Annotated in this window: 14 protein-coding genes; 13 read left to right on the plus strand and 1 reads right to left on the minus strand. The window is 64.3% G+C overall.

All coding sequences use genetic code 11. The annotated features are described in order from the left end of the window. Positions 1–24: 24 nt before the first annotated feature. The 5 genes from VM99_04860 to VM99_04880 all read left to right on the plus strand — a co-directional run bounded on the left by VM99_04860 (position 25) and on the right by VM99_04880 (position 6,326). Entirely contained in the window at positions 25–1,686 is a 1,662-nt protein-coding gene (locus VM99_04860) for a diguanylate cyclase (GenBank protein ID AKJ97410.1), read from the plus strand. Positions 1,687–1,738: 52 nt separating this feature from the next. Further along, positions 1,739–3,685, plus strand: a complete 1,947-nt coding sequence (locus VM99_04865) for a chemotaxis protein (protein AKJ97411.1) — start codon at positions 1,739–1,741, stop codon at positions 3,683–3,685. Positions 3,686–4,005: 320 nt separating this feature from the next. Next, complete coding sequence (locus VM99_04870; GenBank protein AKJ97412.1) at positions 4,006–4,461, plus strand: 3-dehydroquinate dehydratase; 456 nt, start codon at positions 4,006–4,008, stop codon at positions 4,459–4,461. A 24-nt stretch (positions 4,462–4,485) separates the two neighbouring features. Further along, complete coding sequence (locus tag VM99_04875; GenBank protein ID AKJ97413.1) at positions 4,486–4,953, plus strand: acetyl-CoA carboxylase; 468 nt, start codon at positions 4,486–4,488, stop codon at positions 4,951–4,953. 17 nt (positions 4,954–4,970) lie between these two features. Next, complete coding sequence (locus VM99_04880; protein ID AKJ97414.1) at positions 4,971–6,326, plus strand: acetyl-CoA carboxylase; 1,356 nt, start codon at positions 4,971–4,973, stop codon at positions 6,324–6,326. Between the two features lie 63 nt (positions 6,327–6,389). Here VM99_04880 and VM99_04885 read toward each other — a convergent pair whose 3' ends face one another. Beyond that, positions 6,390–10,340 (minus strand): type III effector 1, encoded by a 3,951-nt coding sequence (locus VM99_04885; GenBank protein ID AKJ97415.1) that lies wholly within the window; start codon positions 10,338–10,340, stop codon positions 6,390–6,392. 191 nt (positions 10,341–10,531) lie between these two features. Here VM99_04885 and prmA point away from each other — a divergent pair, with 191 nt between their 5' ends. From prmA to VM99_04925, 8 genes are all read left to right on the plus strand, one after another. After that, positions 10,532–11,410 carry a ribosomal protein L11 methyltransferase gene (prmA, locus tag VM99_04890; protein ID AKJ97416.1) on the plus strand — a complete coding sequence of 293 codons (879 nt, stop codon included), beginning with the start codon at positions 10,532–10,534 and terminating at the stop codon, positions 11,408–11,410. A 30-nt stretch (positions 11,411–11,440) separates the two neighbouring features. Then, positions 11,441–12,679, plus strand: coding sequence for a zinc finger-domain-containing protein (locus tag VM99_04895; protein AKJ97417.1), 1,239 nt, complete (start codon positions 11,441–11,443; stop codon positions 12,677–12,679). A gap of 186 nt (positions 12,680–12,865) precedes the next feature. Then, entirely contained in the window at positions 12,866–13,873 is a 1,008-nt protein-coding gene (locus tag VM99_04900) for a tRNA-dihydrouridine synthase B (GenBank protein AKJ97418.1), read from the plus strand. Continuing rightward, entirely contained in the window at positions 13,870–14,190 is a 321-nt protein-coding gene (locus VM99_04905) for a Fis family transcriptional regulator (GenBank protein ID AKJ97419.1), read from the plus strand. Before VM99_04900 ends, VM99_04905 begins: the two co-directional genes overlap by 4 nt. A gap of 83 nt (positions 14,191–14,273) precedes the next feature. Beyond that, complete coding sequence (gene purH / locus VM99_04910; GenBank protein AKJ97420.1) at positions 14,274–15,881, plus strand: phosphoribosylaminoimidazolecarboxamide formyltransferase; 1,608 nt, start codon at positions 14,274–14,276, stop codon at positions 15,879–15,881. 189 nt (positions 15,882–16,070) lie between these two features. Further along, positions 16,071–17,366 (plus strand): phosphoribosylamine--glycine ligase, encoded by a 1,296-nt coding sequence (locus VM99_04915; GenBank protein AKJ97421.1) that lies wholly within the window; start codon positions 16,071–16,073, stop codon positions 17,364–17,366. A 99-nt stretch (positions 17,367–17,465) separates the two neighbouring features. Beyond that, the gene (locus VM99_04920) at positions 17,466–20,240 is read left to right on the plus strand and encodes a histidine kinase (protein ID AKJ97422.1); all 2,775 of its coding nucleotides are present in this window, start codon (positions 17,466–17,468) and stop codon (positions 20,238–20,240) included. Positions 20,241–20,301: 61 nt separating this feature from the next. Beyond that, positions 20,302–20,898, plus strand: coding sequence for a membrane protein (locus VM99_04925; GenBank protein ID AKJ97423.1), 597 nt, complete (start codon positions 20,302–20,304; stop codon positions 20,896–20,898). The last annotated feature ends 20 nt before the right edge of the window (positions 20,899–20,918 follow it).

The following is a 20,918-nucleotide window of genomic DNA, read 5'->3' on the forward strand; positions in this document are numbered from 1 at the left end:
TGCAGCCTAACTAGTAGTCAGGATATGACCGAGCCAGAAGACCCCAGCCGCGAGCGCCTCAAGCATCACTTTGCCCAGCGGGTAATTCACCAGGCTCGTCAGATCCTGGAGATCTGGCAGCGCCTGCAGCGCAGCGAGTGGTCCAGCACCGATCTTTCCGAGCTCAGCGAAGCCAATCTGCGGCTGCTGCGTTTTGCCGAACGCTTCGAACAACCCGAACACACCCAGCTCGCCCAAGGCATCAGTCAGTCGTTGCAGGCAGTGGATGCCAACCGCGGACGCCTGAGCAGCCACCTGATCACCGAAATCAACCGCCTGATGCAGCGCCTGTCGCGCACCGGCCTGCGCCATGGCGACCAACTCGAACAGACCTTCCTGCCGCCGCTGCGCAAACCCATCTATGTACTGCTGCAAGACCACGACCGCGCCGAGCGCCTGGCCAAGCAATTGGAATTCTTCGGTCTCAGTGCCCAGGCCCTGGACAGCGTCGCGGCATTTCGGGCGACGATGGTCGAGCGCCTGCCGGCGGCGATTGTCATGGACGTGGATTTCAGCGGCCCCGGCGCCGGCCTGAAACTGGCCGCCGAAGCCCAGGAAGGCCTGGACCAGCCGCTGCCGCTGCTGTTCTTCAGTTTGCTGGAAACCGACACGCCGACCCGCCTGGCGGCCGTGCGGGCCGGCGGGCAGGAGTTCCTCACCGGCACGCTCGAAGCGTCGAGCCTGCTGGAAAAAATCGAAGTGCTGACCTGCGTCGCCCAGTACGAGCCCTACAAAGTGCTGATCATCGATGACTCCCGCGCCCAGGCCCTGCACACCGAACGCCTGCTCAACAGTGCCGGCATCGTCACCCGCACGCTGATCGAGCCGATCCAGGCCATGGCCGAGCTGGCGGACTTCCAGCCCGACCTGATCATCCTCGACATGTACATGCCCGCCTGCACCGGCACCGAGTTGGCCAAGGTGATCCGCCACAACGACCGCTACGTCAGCGTGCCGATCATCTACCTGTCCGCCGAAGACGACCTGGACAAGCAGCTCGATGCCATGAGCGAAGGCGGCGACGACTTCCTGACCAAACCGATCAAGCCCCGCCACCTGATCACCACCGTGCGCAACCGCGCGGCACGGGCGCGCAACCTCAAGGCGCGGATGGTGCGCGACAGCCTTACCGGGCTGTACAACCACACGCACATCCTGCAGTTGCTCGAAGATTGCAGTTTCCGCGCCCGCCGGGAAGGCAAGCCGCTGAGTTTCGCCATGCTCGACATCGACCACTTCAAGCGGGTCAATGACAGCCATGGCCACCCCATGGGCGACCGGGTGATCAAGAGCCTGGCGCTGTTTCTCAAGCAGCGTCTGCGCAAGACCGATTTCATCGGCCGCTACGGGGGCGAAGAGTTCGCCATCGTCATGCCCGACACCGACATCGAGGCGGCCTGCAAGGTGCTGGATGAAATCCGCCAGCGCTTTGCCGAAATCCACTACCCGGCCCAGCCCCACGACTTGTGGTGCACCTTCAGCGCCGGCGTGGTGGAGATGAGCGATGACTCCGACAGCCTGATGATGGCGAGCCAGGCGGACGAGGCGCTGTACCGGGCCAAGCACGCCGGACGCAACCGCGTGCAGGCGGCCAGGCAAAGTGCCACTTTTTCATCGGAATCCACCGATTCGGTCATAAACCTGTAACTCAAACGCAATAACTTCAAGCACTTACGATTCTGCCCTTGGTAGACCCTTGATGCGCCTGAAGCTGCTGACCAATCTCAATACCCTTCTTTTAGTTGCTGTGTGCCTGGGCCTGGGTGCCACGTTGTGGTGGTCGCAGATCGCCCTGGAGCGACCCTATCTGTTGATGGAGCGTTACCTGGGCCTGTCGCGGCAGTTTCAGGGCGAGGTGACACGCAACATCGAGGAGTACCTGAACAGCGGCGATGCCTTGCGCCTGAGCGCCGCGACCCAGGCCTTGGAAACCCTGCAAAAGGAACTCGATGCGTTCCCGCCGGAGCTGGCCCAGACCCTGCGCCCGAGCCTGTCCAACCTCGACAGCTTCAGCAAGACCGACCTGCTGGGCGCCGGCAAGCTGGCCGGCGACCCCCAGGCCCTGTTGCTCCAGGCCGAACGTGAATTGAGCGCCAACCTCGACCAGCTCGCCCGATACGCCCAAGGCGCGCCCGCCTACCTGCCACCGCTGTTCGCCGCGTCGCAGCATCTGGGCCGGCTGTCCCTCACCCGGGACAAGCTGGTCAGCAGCGGTCGCAGTGAAATGGCCGCCGACGTCGAACGGGAACTGCAGAGCATCCGCACCCAGGCCGCCCAGCTCGATGGCTTGCCACTGCTCGGCGTGACGGCCAGCAGCGAAACCGCCGGCGATGATTTCGCTGCGCTGATGGGCCTGGAGACCCAGGAAAAAACCGCCGCCGAAGATGCCGGCATCGCTCTCAAACGCGAACTCAACAGCCTGCTTGGCCGCTACCCGGCGGAGCTGTCGCGCACTCGGGAACTGATCCAGAAACGCACCGAGTTGAGCAACGCCACGCACCTCAAGACCGCTGACGTGCAGCAGGCCATCGATGCCATGGAGCCTGCGGTGCGGGCCCAGCACGGGCGGATCCAGGGCGAGGTGCGCTTGATCCAGGGCGTGATGATCGGCCTGATCCTGCTGATCGCGTTGCTCATCGACACCTTGCAGCGACGTCTCGCCCGGACCCTGACCCACCTGGCGCCCGCTTTGTCGACCTGGGCGGAGGGCGATTTCAGCCGCGACATCCGGGTGGGCGCCAGCAACCGCGAACTGCAGGACATCGAAGCGTCGCTCAATCGCCTGCGCGCCTACCTGGTGGACCTGGTGGGCACCATTCGCGTGAACGCCGAACAAGTGGCCGACAGCAGCCGGACCCTGGCGGAACTGAGCGGCGAGCTGCACAGCGGCGCCGAGGACCAGGCCGACGACACGGCGCTGATCCGAGACTCCCTCAGCGAATTGGAGGCGACGATCCAGCAAGTCGCCGGCGACGCTAGCCAGGCCGCCGACGCCAGCCGTAGCGCCGGCCACGCGGTGGAACAAGGACAGAAAGTCATCGGCCTGAGCCTCACCGGTTTGCATGCGCTGGTGGGGGAAGTGCAGGACAACGCGCAAATGATCGAGCAACTGGCCGAGGAGTCGGCCACCATCGGCGGCGTGCTGACGGTGATTCGCTCCATCGCCGACCAGACCAACCTGCTGGCCCTCAACGCCGCCATCGAAGCGGCCCGCGCCGGAGAAATGGGCCGTGGCTTCGCGGTGGTGGCCGAAGAGGTTCGCTCCCTGGCCCAACGCACAGCCGGCGCCACCGCCGAGATCCAGACCCTGATCGCCCGCTTGCAACAGGCCGCACGCCAGTCGGTGGACGGCATGCGCGCCCAGGTCGAACACGCCGAAGCCACCGCCAACCAGGCCCAGGCCGCCGACGGTGCGCTGGATGAAATCGTCGGCGCCATCCAGACCATCGCCGACACCGCCGTGCGCATCGCTGACGTCACCGCCCAGCAGAGCGGCGCCGTCAGCGAAATCCGCGACCACAGCGAACGCATCCACCAACTGGGCGGCGACAACCTGCTGCGCATCGGCCAGGGCCGGGAACAAGGCGACAATCTGCTGGTACTGGGCGGACGCTTGCACACGGCGGTGCAAGCATTCCGGGTCTAACCCCCTATCCCACAATCATTCAGGTTGGCCCAGAATTAACGTCCGCCACCAACCCACTGTGGGAGCGGGCTTGCCCGCGAAAGCGCTGGGTCAGCTTGCGACAATATTGGATGTACCGACCCCTTCGCGGGCAAGCCCGCTCCCACAAGGTTCAGTGCGGGCTTTCCGGCTGCAGATGACCGGATCCTGGGGCATGGTCATAAATTTCGCGCAAACATCGGTCATCGTGCTGGCTATTGCAGAGAACTGGACAGTCATTAAGGCTTTGCGGCATAGTCGCCGGGTTCTGACACCTGCGCACGGATAACAAGGAACAGCAGATGGCAACCCTTTTGGTCCTGCACGGACCCAACCTGAACCTGCTTGGCACCCGCGAACCTGGCGTCTACGGCGCCGTGACACTGGCGCAGATCAACCAGGACCTGGAGCAGCGGGCCCGCGCCGCCGGCCATCATCTGCTCTACCTGCAAAGCAATGCCGAATATGAATTGATCGATCGCATCCATGCCGCGCGTGGCGAAGGCGTGGACTTCATTCTGATCAATCCAGCAGCTTTTACACACACAAGTGTCGCATTACGTGACGCGCTGCTGGCGGTGAGCATCCCATTCATCGAAGTGCATTTGTCCAACGTGCATAAACGCGAACCTTTCCGCCATCACTCTTACTTCTCCGATGTAGCGGTGGGAGTGATCTGCGGCCTTGGCGCCAGCGGTTACCGATTGGCCCTGGAGGCTGCCCTGGAGCAGCTTGAACAACAAGCTACACGCCCCTGACCGACCCTTGGGAGTTGATGATTCATGGATATCCGTAAAGTTAAGAAACTGATCGAATTGCTGGAAGAGTCCGGCATCGACGAGCTGGAGATCAAGGAAGGCGAAGAGTCCGTACGCATCAGCCGCCACAGCAAGACGCCAGCCCAGCAGTTCTATGCCCCGGCACCGATGCAAGCACCCGCCGCCGCCCCTGCGCCAGCCGCACCGGCAGCCGCCACCGCCGCTGCTCCAGCCGCTGCCGCCGCTCCGGCACTCAACGGCACCGTCGCTCGTTCGCCCATGGTAGGCACGTTCTACCGCAAGTCTTCGCCAACCTCGCCGTCCTTCGTTGAAGTGGGCCAGACCGTGAAGAAAGGCGACACCCTGTGCATCGTCGAAGCCATGAAGATGATGAACCACATCGAAGCTGAAACCAGCGGTGTGATCGAGTCCATCCTCGTCGAAGACGGCCAGCCGGTTGAGTACGACCAACCGCTGTTCACCATCGTTTGAACCGCGGAGAGCCTTTGATGACTGCGAAGTTGGAAAAAGTCCTGATCGCAAACCGCGGTGAGATCGCCCTGCGGATTCTGCGAGCCTGCAAGGAGATGGGCATCAAGACCGTCGCCGTTTACTCCAAGGCCGACAAAGAACTGATGCACCTGGGCCTGGCAGACGAATCCGTCTGCATCGGTCCGGCGTCGGCTGCGCACTCCTACCTGCACATCCCGGCGATCATCGCCGCTGCCGAAGTGACCGGCGCCACCGCCATTCACCCAGGCTACGGCTTCCTGGCGGAAAACGCCGACTTCGCCGAACAGGTCGAGAACTCCGGTTTTGCCTTCATCGGTCCGAAAGCCGACACCATCCGCCTGATGGGCGACAAGGTATCGGCCAAGCACGCCATGATCGCTGCCGGCGTACCGACCGTTCCGGGTTCCGACGGCCCGTTGCCTGAAGACGAAGAAACCGCTCTGCGCATCGGTCGCGAAGTGGGCTACCCGGTGATCATCAAGGCCGCTGGCGGCGGCGGCGGTCGCGGCATGCGCGTGGTACACAAGGAAGAAGACCTGATTTCCTCGGCGAAACTGACCCGCTCCGAAGCCGGCGCGGCGTTCGGCAACCCGATGGTCTACCTGGAAAAATTCCTCACCAACCCACGCCACGTCGAAGTCCAGGTGTTGTCCGACGGCCAAGGCCAGGCCATCCACCTGGGCGACCGCGATTGCTCGCTGCAACGTCGTCACCAGAAGGTACTCGAAGAAGCGCCAGCACCGGGCATCGACGAGCAGGCGCGCCAGGAAGTCCTGGCACGTTGCGTCAAGGCCTGCATCGACATCGGCTACCGCGGCGCCGGCACCTTCGAGTTCCTCTACGAGAACGGTCGTTTCTACTTCATCGAAATGAACACCCGTGTTCAGGTGGAGCACCCGGTTTCGGAGATGGTCACCGGTATCGACATCGTCAAGGAAATGCTCAGCATTGCCGCCGGCAACAAGCTGTCGTTCACCCAGGATGACGTGGTCATCCGCGGTCACGCACTGGAATGCCGGATCAACGCCGAAGACCCGAAAACCTTCATGCCAAGCCCAGGCACGGTCAAGCATTTCCACGCCCCGGGCGGCAATGGCGTTCGCGTCGACTCGCACCTGTACAGCGGTTATGCCGTTCCGCCGAACTACGATTCGTTGATCGGTAAGCTGATCACCTACGGTGCGACCCGCGACGAAGCCATGGCGCGCATGCGCAATGCCCTGGACGAAATCGTGGTGGACGGGATCAAGACCAACATCCCGCTGCACCGTGATCTGGTCCGTGACGAAGGCTTCTGCGAAGGCGGCGTCAACATCCATTACCTGGAACACAAGCTGGCCCACCAGGCTTGATGCTTCGAGTGATGTAAAGGACCCCGGCCCATTGGCCGGGGTCTTTTTTTGCCTGCCGATCGCTCAGCTCAGCAGCACCGTCGCGAAGGCCTGCGCTTCGACTTCCGCCGGCGTCGCCAGCCGCCCCTGCCCCGTGCTGATGGCACCGCTGGGATTGGCGACCAGGGGTTCGTTGCGCACGCGCCGCATGAACCCGCGGGCTCGCGCCGAAACCGGATCGGCGCTCTTCTTCGCCCGCGCCAGCACCGGGATGTAGTAACGCTCGACCTGGCCGCGCGAGGTCTTGAAGACCGATGTCACGCCATTGCGCAGGTCCAGCGCCAGACCGTAAGTGTTGCCAAAACAGGACGAGTACGACCAGTGATCCCACGTCGGTTGCAGGCCTTCGCGCCGCATCGCCGACCGGACCCGCCCGCCAATGTCAGTGCCGGTCAGCCAATCCCCGCCCACCAGGGTGGCACGAACCTCTTGCGCCGTCGTGCCCAGGCGCTGCATGACGTCCCGCAGGCTGCGCTCGATCAGCGCGCGGATGTTGTGATCGAAGTGAATGACGGCTCCGGTCCGGGTGGCCGGGCTGTACAACGCCGCGATCACGCAGGTCTGCGCGTTCAACGAGAACAGATAATTGTCCGCGACCGCCTCGCTGTAGCGCGCCACCAGCGCCTCGCCCTGCAACGCCCCCCTTGAGACATCCGGGAAGACATGACCGGGAAACGCCTCGCGCAAATCCCTCACGTGCCCGAGGACAAGCACCTCATCATTACCCCCACGCAGGCCGACTTCGTTACGTACCCATTTACCGTTCCCCAGCCGTCGGATGGGCACGTTGTACAAGGCGCCGGGGCGGCGGGCGTCCACCAGGCACAAACCGCCGAAATAGGTATTTTCCTTCACCTGGTAGTACCGACCCTGGTGGCGCACGTAGTAGAGGCTGCGCGGCTGCGAGGCGCTGGCCGGACTGCGATAGGTCCCGTTGAAAATTCCCTCCTTGGTCACGTACTCCAGGTGGTCAGGGGCCTTGCCCACCGCCTGTTTCGGCTTGAAGCGGATGGGCTGGAGCACCGGCCCGGCGTCCCTGGCCATCCGCGGGGGCAAGCCCGCCAGGCGCTGGGCGGACAGTGACAGCGGCCTGACCACCCGCTGGAGGCTGCTGGCCGCCCGCCCCAGCAATGCCACCAGGGTTGTAACGCCCAAGGCGGCGAACAAGGCGCCCCAGGAGGCCATCAACCAATGGCCCAACGCCCGTTCCGTATCCCCTTTCCCGTGAGACTCGGCTGCCTGCTTGACGCTGCTGGCGATCACGACTGCATCCAACAGCAAGCCCAAAGGTGGGTACACCAGGCACATAGGCGCCGACACGAACAGTAATCCCTTGATGACCTGTTGCCGGATCACCTCGGCGCGACTGCGGGTGACCGCTTCCACATCGGCGACAGCACGCTCGATGCAGGCATCGAACTCCGTCCGAACATCGCTTACCCGATTGAACTCGCGCAATGTATCCACGCTCACGGTGCCCGCCGCCAACGCCACCAGGGTGCGCCTGACCGCAGCGCGGGCGCCGAGGGCAACCCGCTCCAGCAGGTAATCGTGCAGGCGGGCAACGACGGCACCGGAGAAATCCTGGTAACGACGGAACGCGATACCGTCCGCAGAATCCGGCGTGTACAGCCAATACACGCCCCTTGGCTGGAAATAGGCGAACACATACACGCCGATCACGACCTGCCCGCCGAGGGTAAACCGGATCATCCCCTCCTGCTGCACGGCGGCCCCCGAATACCCCGGACCGACTGCCGGCGCCGGCTCGCCCAGCCGAGTGACCTGCCGGGTGAGCCACCAGAATTGCTCGGCATTCAACTGGGACTGTCCCATGGCGACACGCAGGTCGCGATCCATTCGGGTCAGCAGCAAATTGCGGTAGGCCATGCGGCGGGCGGTGTATTGCGCCGCCTCGGTATCGAGAAACCGGGCGCGGGTGTCCCGCCCATAGTGCTCCCCCACATACGCCCCACGCAGGTAAACCGCCAGGTCCGCGCTGCGCACTTGCCGCAGGTCCTGGCCGACCGATGAGCGCACGCCTTTTCGAGGGTCGTCGATTCCGCCGTTGTCGTCATACCCGTAGATGGCCAGGTCCAGCAGACTGGCGGTTATCGTCGCGCCTGTCAGCCCAGGCCTGTAGTCGATCAGCACCGTGGCCGGATCGACCGGCGCCTGCACGCCCTTGCTGCGCATGTACGGGGCAATCGCCTGGGTGACGACCCGCTTGGCGAAGTCCATGAAGACTTCGTAGCCGGCCATCTGCTCGATGAACACGCGCTGATGAACCCGCAACTCCTGGTTCAAGCTGCTGAGGTTGCGCCGGGAATCGAGCGACATCGCCGCGTACCAACGGGGCGACTCGTCCTGCTCCACCTGGGCCAGGTGGTTGTCCACGCCCCTGGCGACGCTGTCTTGCAGGCATTCGCTGAGACCGCTCACCGCCCGCCTGGGGTCGCGGCTTGAATCCCAGACCGTCGGCTTGTCCATCACGCGGCTGAAATACTCGCGGGCCGCGTCCCGATCCGTCGGGGAGATCCTCTGCAACAGGTACTCTCGGCCGGCCTCGTCGCGCGTCCACGCCCCCACCTCGACGCTCACGGCCCACAGCGAAGGCAGCTCGATCCACTCCTGGCCGTCCGGTTTTCCGGGGGCGTACAACAGCACATCGCCTTGCAGGTCCTGACGATGAAACAAGAGCACATCGTCACACCGCAAGGCATTGGGCAGCACCAGGCCACTCGCCCGCAGGGGGCCGGTCTCGCGGCCCCACAGGGCCTGGACCGCTTCATGGCTGGCCACCTGCAAATGACCGGCACAGCGGGCAACGAACGCACTTTGCTGCAGCCGCGCCAGGACCCAATCGAACAAAGCGTCCTGCAGGTCCCTTCGTCCATGGCGCTCCACCAGCGCTTGCCGATACCCGGCAGGTGCATCGACGTCCGCCAGCAACTGGCTGATGAACGACGGCGTCAGCGCCTGGTTGCGCAGCATCGCGCCGTTCTCCACCAGGAACACCGTGAGGGCGTCCGGCCTGATCGGACCCGACGCCAGCAGTTGACTGAGACTGTGGACGCGCACCGGCTGGCCCATCACGCTTCGCCATTGCACCTGCACGCGAATGCTGTCGGGTTCGACCGTCATATCCAGTTCACGCCTGACGTAATCCTTGGCCAGTCGCCGGGCGAAGGCTTGCAACGAACCCAGTTCATCGAGCAAGCCATCCACCAGCGCCTCGGCCTGGGAGGTCTGCTCCTCAAGCGCCTCCAGTCGCTGACGCTCGTCCTCGCCCAGCCCGCGCAACCACTCCGGCAGTTGCGCACGCGCGAGCGCCTCGAGCGGCTGACGCTGCGTGGCGCTCGCCAACCCGGCCAGCTCGCCGAACCGGCGCCAGTCCTGCTCGAACACTTCGAGCCTTTCGCGCAACGCTTCGACGCCAAGGACAGCCAACGGCTGCGGTTGCAACAGCGCCTCGACGTCGCTCAGGTGCCCCTCGAGCCGCTGCCTGACCGCCGCCACCAAGGGCTCATCGCCCCCGACCATTGACCAATGCCGGCGCAGATAATCCCGATAGTGCGCGATGAAACTCGACGCGACGCTCTCTATCACTTGCGCGATCCGTTCCTGGCGCTCGGCCGAAAATCCTCGGTCGGCCCCACCCGGCCAGCGGTACGGCGCCTCGGCCTCATCGTCCGGGGCCACGGGCACCACCTCGATCATCCGTCGCAGCACCGTGTCGATCAGGGTGTCGATGAAATGCGGGTCGATGTTGCCGTCGTGATAGTGGGTGCGCAGTTGCACCAGCAGGTACTCTTCCAGCACGTCCAGCACGCCCATCCGGGCTTGCAGTCGCGCCTCGATGACGGCCTGCCATTGAGCCAGTCTTTCCAGCACGACATGAGCCGCCGCCTCTGGCGGGGAAGAAAGCGGCCCCGCGCCGATCACAGTGTTTTGTCGCTTGGCGGTGTTGTCCATCACAGACCTCCCTGTTGTGTGGACCGGCACCTTATCCGCCGCACCCGACGCCCAGGGCATACATATATATATCGAAACACCCACCCGACGCTGCTCGACTCGCTTATCCACTTTGGGGGCGACCTGGCGTACACTGCGCGCCTTTGCAGCCCCACGCTGCCCCCTGTATTTTTTTTCCAAAGGTGCCCGCCATGCCTTGGCTGCAAGTACGCCTGGCCATCAGCCCGGAACAAGCCGAAACCTACGAAGACGCGTTTCTCGAAGTAGGCGCCGTATCGGTAACCTTCATGGACGCCGAAGACCAGCCGATCTTCGAGCCGGAACTCAACACCACGCCGCTGTGGTCGCACACCCACCTGCTGGCGTTGTTCGAAGGCGGCACCGAGGCGGCCAGCGTGCTGGCCCACCTCGAACTGCTGACCGGCAGCCCGTTGCCCGAGCATCACAGCGAAGTGATCGAGGACCAGGACTGGGAACGCAGCTGGATGGACAACTTCCAGCCGATGCGCTTCGGCCAGCGCCTGTGGATCGTGCCCAGCTGGCATGCCGCGCCGCAACCGGACGCCGTCAACCTGCTGCTGGACCCGGGCCTGGCGTTCGGTACCGGCACCCACCCAACCACCGCGCTGTGCCTGGAATGGCTCGACGGCCAGGACCTCAAGGGCTGCGACGTGCTCGACTTCGGCTGCGGCTCGGGGATCCTGGCCATTGCCGCGCTGCTGCTGGGCGCCCGTGAGGCGGTCGGTACCGACATCGACGTCCAGGCCCTGGAAGCGTCCCGCGACAACGCCGGGCGCAACCACATTGCCGAAGAACGGTTCCCGCTGTACCTGCCGCAAGACCTGCCGCCAGCGCAGGCCGACGTGCTGGTGGCCAATATCCTGGCCGGACCGCTGGTCTCCCTGGCGCCGCAACTGTCGAGCCTGGTCAAGCCGGGCGGACGCCTGGCACTGTCGGGCATCCTCGCCGAACAGGGCGAAGAAGTCGCTGCCGCCTATGCCGAGGACTTCGACCTCGACCCGATCGCCAATCGCGATGGCTGGGTGCGCATCACCGGACGTCGGCGCTAGAATGGCCGCCTGTATCAACCGGATTGCCGCATGACTGACAGCTTCGTCACCCAGTGTCCGCATTGCCACACCAGCTTTCGCGTCAACCATGCTCAACTGAGCGTGGCCCGCGGGGTGGTTCGCTGTGGCTCGTGCCTGCAAGTGTTCAATGCCGCTCGCCAGTTGCTCGAACAGCGGGCCGCCCGGGAAGCCGCGCCGCCCCTGGTGCCGGTCGCCAGGCCGGCCGCCGAAGCGCCGCCGCGAGCCATCAGCCAGAAACAATGGACCGCCGCCGAGCTCGACCTCGATGACCTGGACAAGGAACTGGCGCGCCTGGAGCGGCGCGACAATCGGGCGCCGGGCACCGCCGGACGCCGTCGCGAAGACAACCTGAGCGCGCAGCGCGAACCGCTGGCCGACGAACAGGCCGACTGGTCCGACAGCCTGTACAGCGATCCGCCCGACGAGCGCGCCGAAGCCGTGCTCCTGACGCCTGCCGAGCCTTTCGAACCCCACGAGCCGGCCCGGCCGCCGCGCACCGAACCGTCGCTGTCCCTGGCGCTGGAACCCCTGGAACCGGACGACGAACCCGTCGCCCCCCTGCGCCTGGCGCCGCACGACGAGCCCGAGGAACACCTCGAGCGCCTGTCCGCCACCGACGATCACGATCACGATCACGACGAAGAGCCGGCGCAACCGGTCCCGCTGCGCAAGTCGCGCGAACGCCAGGAGCCCGGCATACGCGCCGAAGACCTCCAGGACCTGGACGACGACCCGTTGCAACTGGACTGGCGCAAGCGCCGCTCGCCGTGGGGACGACGCCTGCTGTGGGGCTTGCTGATCCTGCTGGCCGCCGCGGCCCTGGGTGGCCAGTACATCGCCTATCACTTCGAGGAACTGGCCCGCCAGGACCAGTACCGGCCATGGTTCCTGCAAATCTGCCCGACCCTGGGCTGCGACGTTCCGTCCAAGGTCGACATCGCCAAGATCAAGAGCAGCAACCTGGTGGTGCGCAGCCATCCGGAGTTCAGCGGCGCCCTGGTGGTGGACGCGATCATCTACAATCGCGCGCCCTTCTCCCAGCCGTTCCCGCTGCTGGAGCTGCGTTTCGCCGACCTGAACGGGCACCTGATCGCCAGTCGCCGCTTCAAGCCGGGGGAATACCTGGGCGGCGATCTCGAAGGCCGCGGCGAAATGCCGCCCCAGACACCCATCCACATCGCGCTGGACATCCTCGACCCAGGATCCAAGGCGGTGAACTACAGCCTGAGCTTCCATTCCCCCGAGTGAAGCCGCGCCAGGGCCGGCCGATTGACGGCAGCTTTCTGACTCAACCGACCCAGACCAAACCGCTGGCGATAACAAAATAGCTGTTCAGATTTTATCCAATTCGATCTTTATCCAGTCATCGAGAGCGGGTATCATGCCAACCCTTTTTCGAAGTCTCATGATCCGGCCCCACTTCAGGGAAGTCCTATGTCGGCGGTACGCATCGGCCCATATACATTGCAGAACGGCCTGGTTCTCGCCCCGATGGCGGGCGTCACCGACCAGCCCTTTCGTCAGCTGTGCAAGCGACTGGGTGCCGGCCTGGTGGTGTCGGAAATGGTCACCAGCGACATGAGTTTGTGGAACACCCGCAAATCGCGTCTGCGCATGATCCACGAAGGCGATCCCGAGCCCCGCTCGGTACAGATCGCCGGTGGCGACGCTCAGATGCTGGCGGAGGCGGCCCGGGCCAACGTGGCGCTGGGCGCGCAGATCATCGACATCAACATGGGCTGCCCGGCGAAGAAGGTCTGCAACAAGGCCGCCGGTTCCGCGCTGTTGAAGGATGAAGCCCTGGTGACCGAGATCCTGCAGGCCGTTGTCGGCGCAGTCGATGTGCCGGTGACCCTGAAGATCCGTACCGGGTGGGACCGGGACAACAAGAACGGCCTGACGGTGGCGAAGATCGCCGAACAGGCAGGTATCACGGCGCTGGCAGTGCATGGCCGCACCCGCGCCGACCTGTACACCGGCGAAGCCGAGTACGACACCATCGCCGCGATCAAGCAGGCGGTGTCGATACCGGTCTTTGCCAATGGCGATGTCGATTCGCCCGAGAAGGCCCGGTACGTGCTGGACGCGACCGGTGCCGATGGCCTGTTGATCGGCCGGGCCGCCCAGGGGCGGCCATGGATTTTTCGTGAGATCGAACACTTCCTGCGCACCGGCGAAAAGCTCGCTGCGCCGCAATTGTCCGAGGTGGAACGTATTCTGCTAGAGCATCTGGCCGCGCTGCATGCCTTCTACGGTGAAGTCATGGGCGTCCGCATCGCTCGCAAGCATGTGGGCTGGTATCTCGCAACCCTGCCGGGCGCCAGGGAGTTTCGCGCCCGCTTCAATCGTTTGGATGGTACGCAAGCACAATGCGCCGACGTTCAGGCTTTCTTCGCTGAGCGTTACAAGAGCCTGACAGGGGACGAAGGGGTGGCCGCATGACGATGATGACCGAGACTTTAGTGAGTGGAACAACACCCGTGAGCGACAACGTGAATTTGAAACAGCACCTGAACACGCCCAGCGAAGAAGGCCAGACCCTTCGCGGAAGTGTCGAGAAGGCGCTGCACAATTATTTCGCCCACCTTGAGGGCGCTGCCGTCACGGATGTGTATAACCTGGTGCTTTCCGAAGTCGAGGCACCGCTGCTCGAAAGCGTGATGAACTACGTCAAGGGCAACCAGACCAAGGCCAGCGAGCTGCTCGGACTGAACCGCGGCACCCTGCGCAAGAAACTCAAGCAGTACGATCTGCTGTAAGCATTCAATCAAACCAGAAAGGCGCCCGCGTAAAAAACGGTCGCCTTTTTTGCTGACTTCCCTTGCTTGTGATGGAAATTGAAATGACCGACCAGACCACCCGCCTGCCGATCCGCCGCGCCTTGATCAGCGTCTCCGACAAGACCGGGATCCTCGAATTCGCCCGCGAGCTGCAACAGCTGGGCGTCGAGATTCTTTCCACCGGCGGGACCTTCAAGCTGCTGCAGGACAACGGCGTCGCCGCAGTGGAAGTCGCGGACTACACCGGTTTTGCGGAAATGATGGACGGTCGCGTCAAGACCCTGCACCCGAAAATCCACGGCGGGATCCTCGGCCGCCGCGGCATCGACGACGCCATCATGAACGAGCACGGCATCAAGCCGATCGACCTGGTGGCGGTCAACCTCTACCCGTTCGAAGCCACCATCAACAAGCCTGGCTGCGACCTGCCGACCGCCATCGAGAACATCGACATCGGCGGCCCGACCATGGTCCGCTCGGCGGCCAAGAACCACAAGGACGTCGCCATCGTCGTCAACGCCAGCGACTACGCCAGCGTCCTGGAAAACCTCAAGGCCGGTGGCCTGACCTACGCCCAGCGTTTCGACCTGATGCTCAAGGCGTTTGAACACACCGCCGCCTACGACGGCATGATCGCCAACTACATGGGCACCGTGAACCAGGCCGCCGAAACTCTTTCGACCGAAGGTCGCAGCGAATTCCCGCGCACCTTCAACACCCAGTTCATCAAGGCCCAGGAAATGCGCTACGGCGAGAACCCGCACCAGAGCGCGGCGTTCTACGTGGAAGCCAAGCCTGCCGAAGTCGGCATCGCCACCGCGACCCAGTTGCAAGGCAAGGAACTGTCGTTCAACAACGTGGCCGACACCGACGCCGCATTGGAATGCGTGAAGAGCTTCGTCAAGCCCGCCTGCGTCATCGTCAAGCACGCCAACCCGTGCGGCGTGGCCGTGAGCCCGGACGCCGAGGGCGGCATCCGCCAGGCCTACGAACTGGCCTACGCCACCGACACCGAGTCGGCCTTCGGCGGCATCATCGCCTTCAACCGCGAACTGGACGCCGAGACGGCCAAGGCCATCGTCGAGCGCCAGTTCGTCGAAGTGATCATCGCCCCGTCGGTGAGCGAGCAAGCACGCGCCATCGTGGCCGCCAAGGCCAACGTACGCCTGCTGGCCTGCGGCCAATGGTCGGCGGATCGCGCCCCGGCCTGGGACTACAAGCGTGTCAACGGCGGCCTGCTGGTGCAAAGCCGTGACATCGGCATGATCGGCAGCGCAGACCTGAAGGTCGTGACCCAGCGCGCGCCGAGCGAACAGGAAATCAACGACCTGATCTTCGCCTGGAAAGTGGCCAAGTACGTCAAGTCCAACGCCATCGTCTACGCCAAGAACCGCCAGACCATCGGTGTCGGCGCCGGCCAGATGAGCCGCGTGAACTCGGCCCGCATCGCCGCGATCAAGGCCGAGCACGCAGGCCTTCAGGTCCAGGGCGCGGTCATGGCCTCCGATGCATTCTTCCCGTTCCGCGACGGCATCGACAACGCGGCCAAGGTCGGTATCACCGCCGTAATCCAGCCGGGTGGCTCGATGCGAGACAACGAAGTGATTGCGGCGGCGGATGAAGCCGGCATCGCCATGGTCTTTACTGGTATGCGCCACTTCCGTCACTAACATGACAACGGCCGCACTGAAGCCGGCATCTGCTGCGTTGGAGCCGACCTCGATGATGCTCATTGCCAAAAGGCAACTCCGCTCATCGAGGCCGACTCCGCCTTGCATCTAACGGCTTCATTGCGACCTCCTACGGCGTGAAACGCTTTAGGCTCCAAAACAGAATCAGCTTCATCCGAGGTTTTTGAAATGAATGTTTTGATCATTGGCAGCGGTGGCCGTGAACACGCCCTGGCCTGGAAAGTGGCCCAGGATCCCCGCGTGCAGAAGGTGTTCGTGGCGCCGGGCAACGCCGGCACCGCCATCGAAGCCAAGTGCGAAAACGTCGCCATCGACGTGCTGGCCCTGGAACAACTGGCCGATTTCGCCGAGAAGAACGTAGCGCTGACCATCGTCGGCCCGGAAGTGCCACTGGTCGCCGGTGTGGTCGATCTGTTCCGCGCTCGCGGCCTGGACTGCTTCGGCCCGACCGCGGGCGCCGCCCAGCTGGAAGGCTCCAAAGCGTTCACCAAGGATTTCCTGGCGCGTCACAAGATCCCGACCGCCGACTACCAGAACTTCACCGAGATCGAACCGGCCCTGGCGTACCTGCGCGAGAAAGGCGCGCCGATCGTGATCAAGGCCGATGGCCTGGCCGCCGGTAAAGGTGTGATCGTTGCCATGACCCTGGGCGAAGCCGAAGACGCCGTGCGCGACATGTTGGCCGGCAACGCCTTCGGCGACGCCGGTTCCCGCGTGGTGATCGAAGAGTTCCTCGACGGCGAGGAAGCCAGCTTCATCGTCATGGTCGACGGCAAGAACGTCTTGCCCATGGCCACCAGCCAGGACCACAAGCGTGTCGGCGATGGCGACAGCGGCCCGAACACCGGTGGCATGGGCGCCTACTCCCCGGCCCCGGTGGTCACCGCCCAAGTGCACCAGCGCGTCATGGACCAGGTGATCTGGCCGACCGTGCGCGGCATGGCCGAGGAAGGCAATGTCTACACAGGTTTCCTCTATGCCGGCCTGATGATCGACAAGGCTGGTAACCCAAAAGTCATCGAATTCAACTGCCGTTTCGGCGATCCTGAGACCCAACCGGTGATGTTGCGCCTGCAATCGAGCCTGGTGCTGCTGGTCGAAGCCGCGCTGGCCCAGGCGCTGGACAAGGTCGAAGCCCAGTGGGATCCACGCCCGAGCGTGGGTGTCGTGCTGGCCGCCGGCGGTTACCCGGGCGACTACGCCAAGGGCAGCGCCATCCAGGGCCTGGACGCCGCCGCCCGGTTGGAAGGCAAGGTCTTCCACGCCGGCACGGCGCTGAAGGATGGCCAGGTGGTCACCGCCGGCGGTCGCGTCCTGTGCGCCACCGCCATGGGCGCCAGTGTCGACGACGCTCAGCAGCAGGCTTACCGCCTGGCCGCCGAGATCGACTGGGAAGGTTGCTTCTACCGCAAGGACATTGGCTACCGTGCCATTGCCCGCGAGCGTGGCGAAAATCTGGAATAACCCGGCTATTGAGTCCGGCAAGGGTCTGTGGCCCTTGCCGGACTGTTCCGGCGCCGCGCATAGTTATAATCTGGCATCAACCTACGAAGGGATTTCGCCGTGCGCTGGCTCAGGATTGCCATAGGCTTTACCGTCACCCTGCTGACACTGCTCTGCATGCTCCCGGCCCAGGCCGCGCCAGGCAGTGGATGGGCGGTATTGCTCGACGAACAGGGCGACCTCAAGCTGAGCGACATCCGCTCTGCCCGCTACACCAATCAATTCAGTCCCATCGACCTCGACCGCCTCAAGGCCGCCGAAGCCGGCGGGGCATTGTGGCTGCGCTTCCGCCTGGCCCCCGACAAGCACGAACAGATCCTGCGAGTCTTCGCCCCCGACCTGTCGCGCCTCAATCTCTACGTGCTCGACGGCGACACCCTGGTGGACCAACAAACCACCGGCAATGAGCTGCCGCGCAACGAACACCCCGTGCCCAGCAGCGATTTCATGCTGGCGCTGCCCCACAGCGACAAGCCCCTGGACGTCTACCTGCGCCTGGCTTCGCGCCATGAGCTGCGCCCCTACGTCACCCTGCAACCGGCCGTCCTGGCCGCGGCCGACCAGAACCAGACGCTGATCTATGGCTTGCTGTTCGGCTGCATCGCCATGCTGATCCTGCATAACCTCACCCGGTACGCCTACACCCGTTCGCGCAGTTGCCTGTGGCTGGCCGCGTGCGAAGGCCTGCTGATGCTCAGCCTGTTGCTGTTGCTGAACCTGGCCGGGCCGTGGCTGCCGGACTGGCCGGAGGTCCAGACCCCGGGGGCCTACCTGGCCTTGCTGCTGACCGCCCCTTGCGGGCTGATGTTCGCCTACCGGTTCTTCGCCCCATTGGGGCCGCATCCGTTGAATCGGCTGCTGCTGGGCGACATCGTGTTCACCGTGCTGTGCAGCCTGTTGCTGCTGTTCGTCAACACGCTGCCGCTCAATATCATGACCTACGGGCTGGTGGCCCTGGCCGGCCTGAGCATGCTGTTCGTCAGCGCCTGGCACTGGCAGAAGGGCTACCGGCCGGCCCGGCTGTTCGTCGCGGCCATGGTGGTCTTCAACCTGGGCACGCTGATCATCCTCCCGGCGCTGCAAGGGCTCACGGAAGTCCCGCCCCAGGGCCTGATCATCACCCTGCTGGTCTTCATCTGCATCAGCGGCCTGTTGATGAGCGTCGCCCTGGGCGAGCGCCAGCGTTCGATCAACGAAAGCCGCTTCAGCATCAGCCGCGACCTGGCGGCCAGCAACGCCGAGATCAACGCCAAGGCCGAGTTCCTGGCGAAGATCAGCCACGAGATCCGCACGCCCATGAACGGCGTGCTCGGCATGACCGAGCTGCTGCTGGGCACGCCGCTGTCGGTCAAGCAGCGCGACTACGTGCAGACGATCCACAGCGCCGGTAACGAGCTGCTGACCCTGATCAACGAGATCCTCGACATCTCCCGCCTCGAATCCGGGCAAATCGAACTGGATGACGTGCAGTTCGACCTCAACGCGCTGATCGAGGATTGCCTGAGCATCTTCCGCGCCAAGGCCGAACAGCAGAACGTCGAGCTGATCAGCTTCATCCAGCCCCAGGTGCCGCGCGTGATCAGCGGCGACCCGACGCGGTTGCGCCAGGCGCTGCTGAGCCTGTTGGAAAACGCCTTGAAAAAGACCGACGAGGGCGAAGTCTTGATCGTCGTGGCCCTCGACGAGCGCAGCGACCAACCGCGCCTGCGCATTGCAGTGCAAGACAGCGGCTCGCCCATGGACGCGCAAGAGCGCGACACGCTGATGCACGCCGAATTGCACAGCAAGAACTTCCTCTCGGCCACGCGCCTGGGCGGCAACCTGGGCCTGGTGATCGCGCGCCAGTTGATCATCCTGATGCACGGCGAGTTCGGCATCAAAAGCGGCAGCAACCAGGGCAGCACCTTGTGGCTGACCTTGCCGCTGGACCCTGATCGCCTCGAACACCCGACGTCCGACCTCGACGGCCCGCTGCAAGGGGCCCGGGTGCTGATCGTCGACGACAACGACACCTGCCGCAAGGTGCTGGTGCAGCAGTGCAGCGCCTGGGGCCTGAACGTCAGCGCCGTGCCATCGGGCAAGGAAGCCCTGGCGTTGCTGCGCACCAAGGCGCACCTGCGCGACTATTTCGACGTGGTGCTGCTGGACCAGAACATGCCGGGCATGACCGGCATGCAACTGGCGGCCAAGATCAAGGAAGACCCGAGCCTGAACCACGACATCCTGCTGATCATGCTCACCGGCATCAGCAACGCACCGAGCAAGATCGTGGCGCGCAACAGCGGGGTCAAGCGCATCCTCGCCAAACCGGTGGCCGGCTACACCCTCAAGACCACCCTGGCCGACGAACTGAACCAGCGCAACCGGGGCCAGGCGACGCACCCGCCAGCCAACACCGGCCCTACCGCGCCGGTGATCGTACCCAGCGACTTCCGTATCCTGGTGGCCGAGGACAACAGTATTTCCACCAAGGTCATCCGGGGCATGCTCGGCAAGCTCAACCTGCAACCCGACACCGCCAGCAATGGCGAGGAAGCCCTCAAGGCCATGAAGGCGCAGCGCTACGACCTGGTCCTGATGGACTGCGAAATGCCGATCCTCGACGGGTTCTCCGCCACCCAGCAGCTGCGCGCCTGGGAAGTCGGCAACCAGCGGACCCGCACGCCGGTGGTGGCGCTCACCGCGCACATCCTCGCCGAACACAAGGAACGCGCGCGCCAGGCCGGGATGGACGGGCACATGGCCAAGCCGGTGGAACTGTCGCAGTTGCGCGAGTTGATCGAGCACTGGGTGGCCCAGCGCGACCAGCAGAACCGCACGGCGCAGACGACCTGAGCCGACAGACGGCAAAACGCCTGTTAGACTCGCGTCGTCTCCCTTCGCCTGAGCCTCGACCATGCTCCACGTGCTGTTCAGCGTTTACCTGAAGATGCTGGTGCTCTACAGCCCCTTCTTCGTGCTCTCGTGCTTCATCGGCCTGACGCGTGGCTATTCGCGCAAGGAACAGCGGCGCCTGGCCTGGAAGGTCGCGACCGCGACGTTGGTGTCCAGCGTGTTGCTGTACCTGTTCGGGCGAGTGATCTTCAGTGTCTTCGGCATCACCGTGGATGCCTTCCGTATCGGCGCCGGCAGCGTGCTGTTCATCTCGGCGCTGGGCATGGCCCAGGGCAAATCGGCGGTGCAGACCGACAATGTCCAGCAGGACGTGACCATCGTCCCGCTGACCATTCCATTGACCGTCGGCCCCGGCACCATCGGCGCCCTGCTGGTGATGGGCGTGAGCCAGCCACACTGGGACGACAAACTCATGGCCATCATCAGCATCGCCCTGGCCAGTTTCACCGTCGGCGTCGTGCTTTACCTGTCCAGCCGCATCGAGCGGATCCTCGGCGACCAGGGCCTGCAAATCGTCAGCCGCCTGATGGGCTTGTTCGTTTGTGCGTTGGCCGCGCAGATTATCTTCACCGGCGTCAGGGGCTATCTGGTCCCCTGACGGCCGCGCCCGCGCAAGCG

This window comes from Pseudomonas chlororaphis (assembly GCA_001023535.1).
In the GTDB taxonomy this organism is placed as follows: domain Bacteria; phylum Pseudomonadota; class Gammaproteobacteria; order Pseudomonadales; family Pseudomonadaceae; genus Aquipseudomonas; species Aquipseudomonas chlororaphis_E.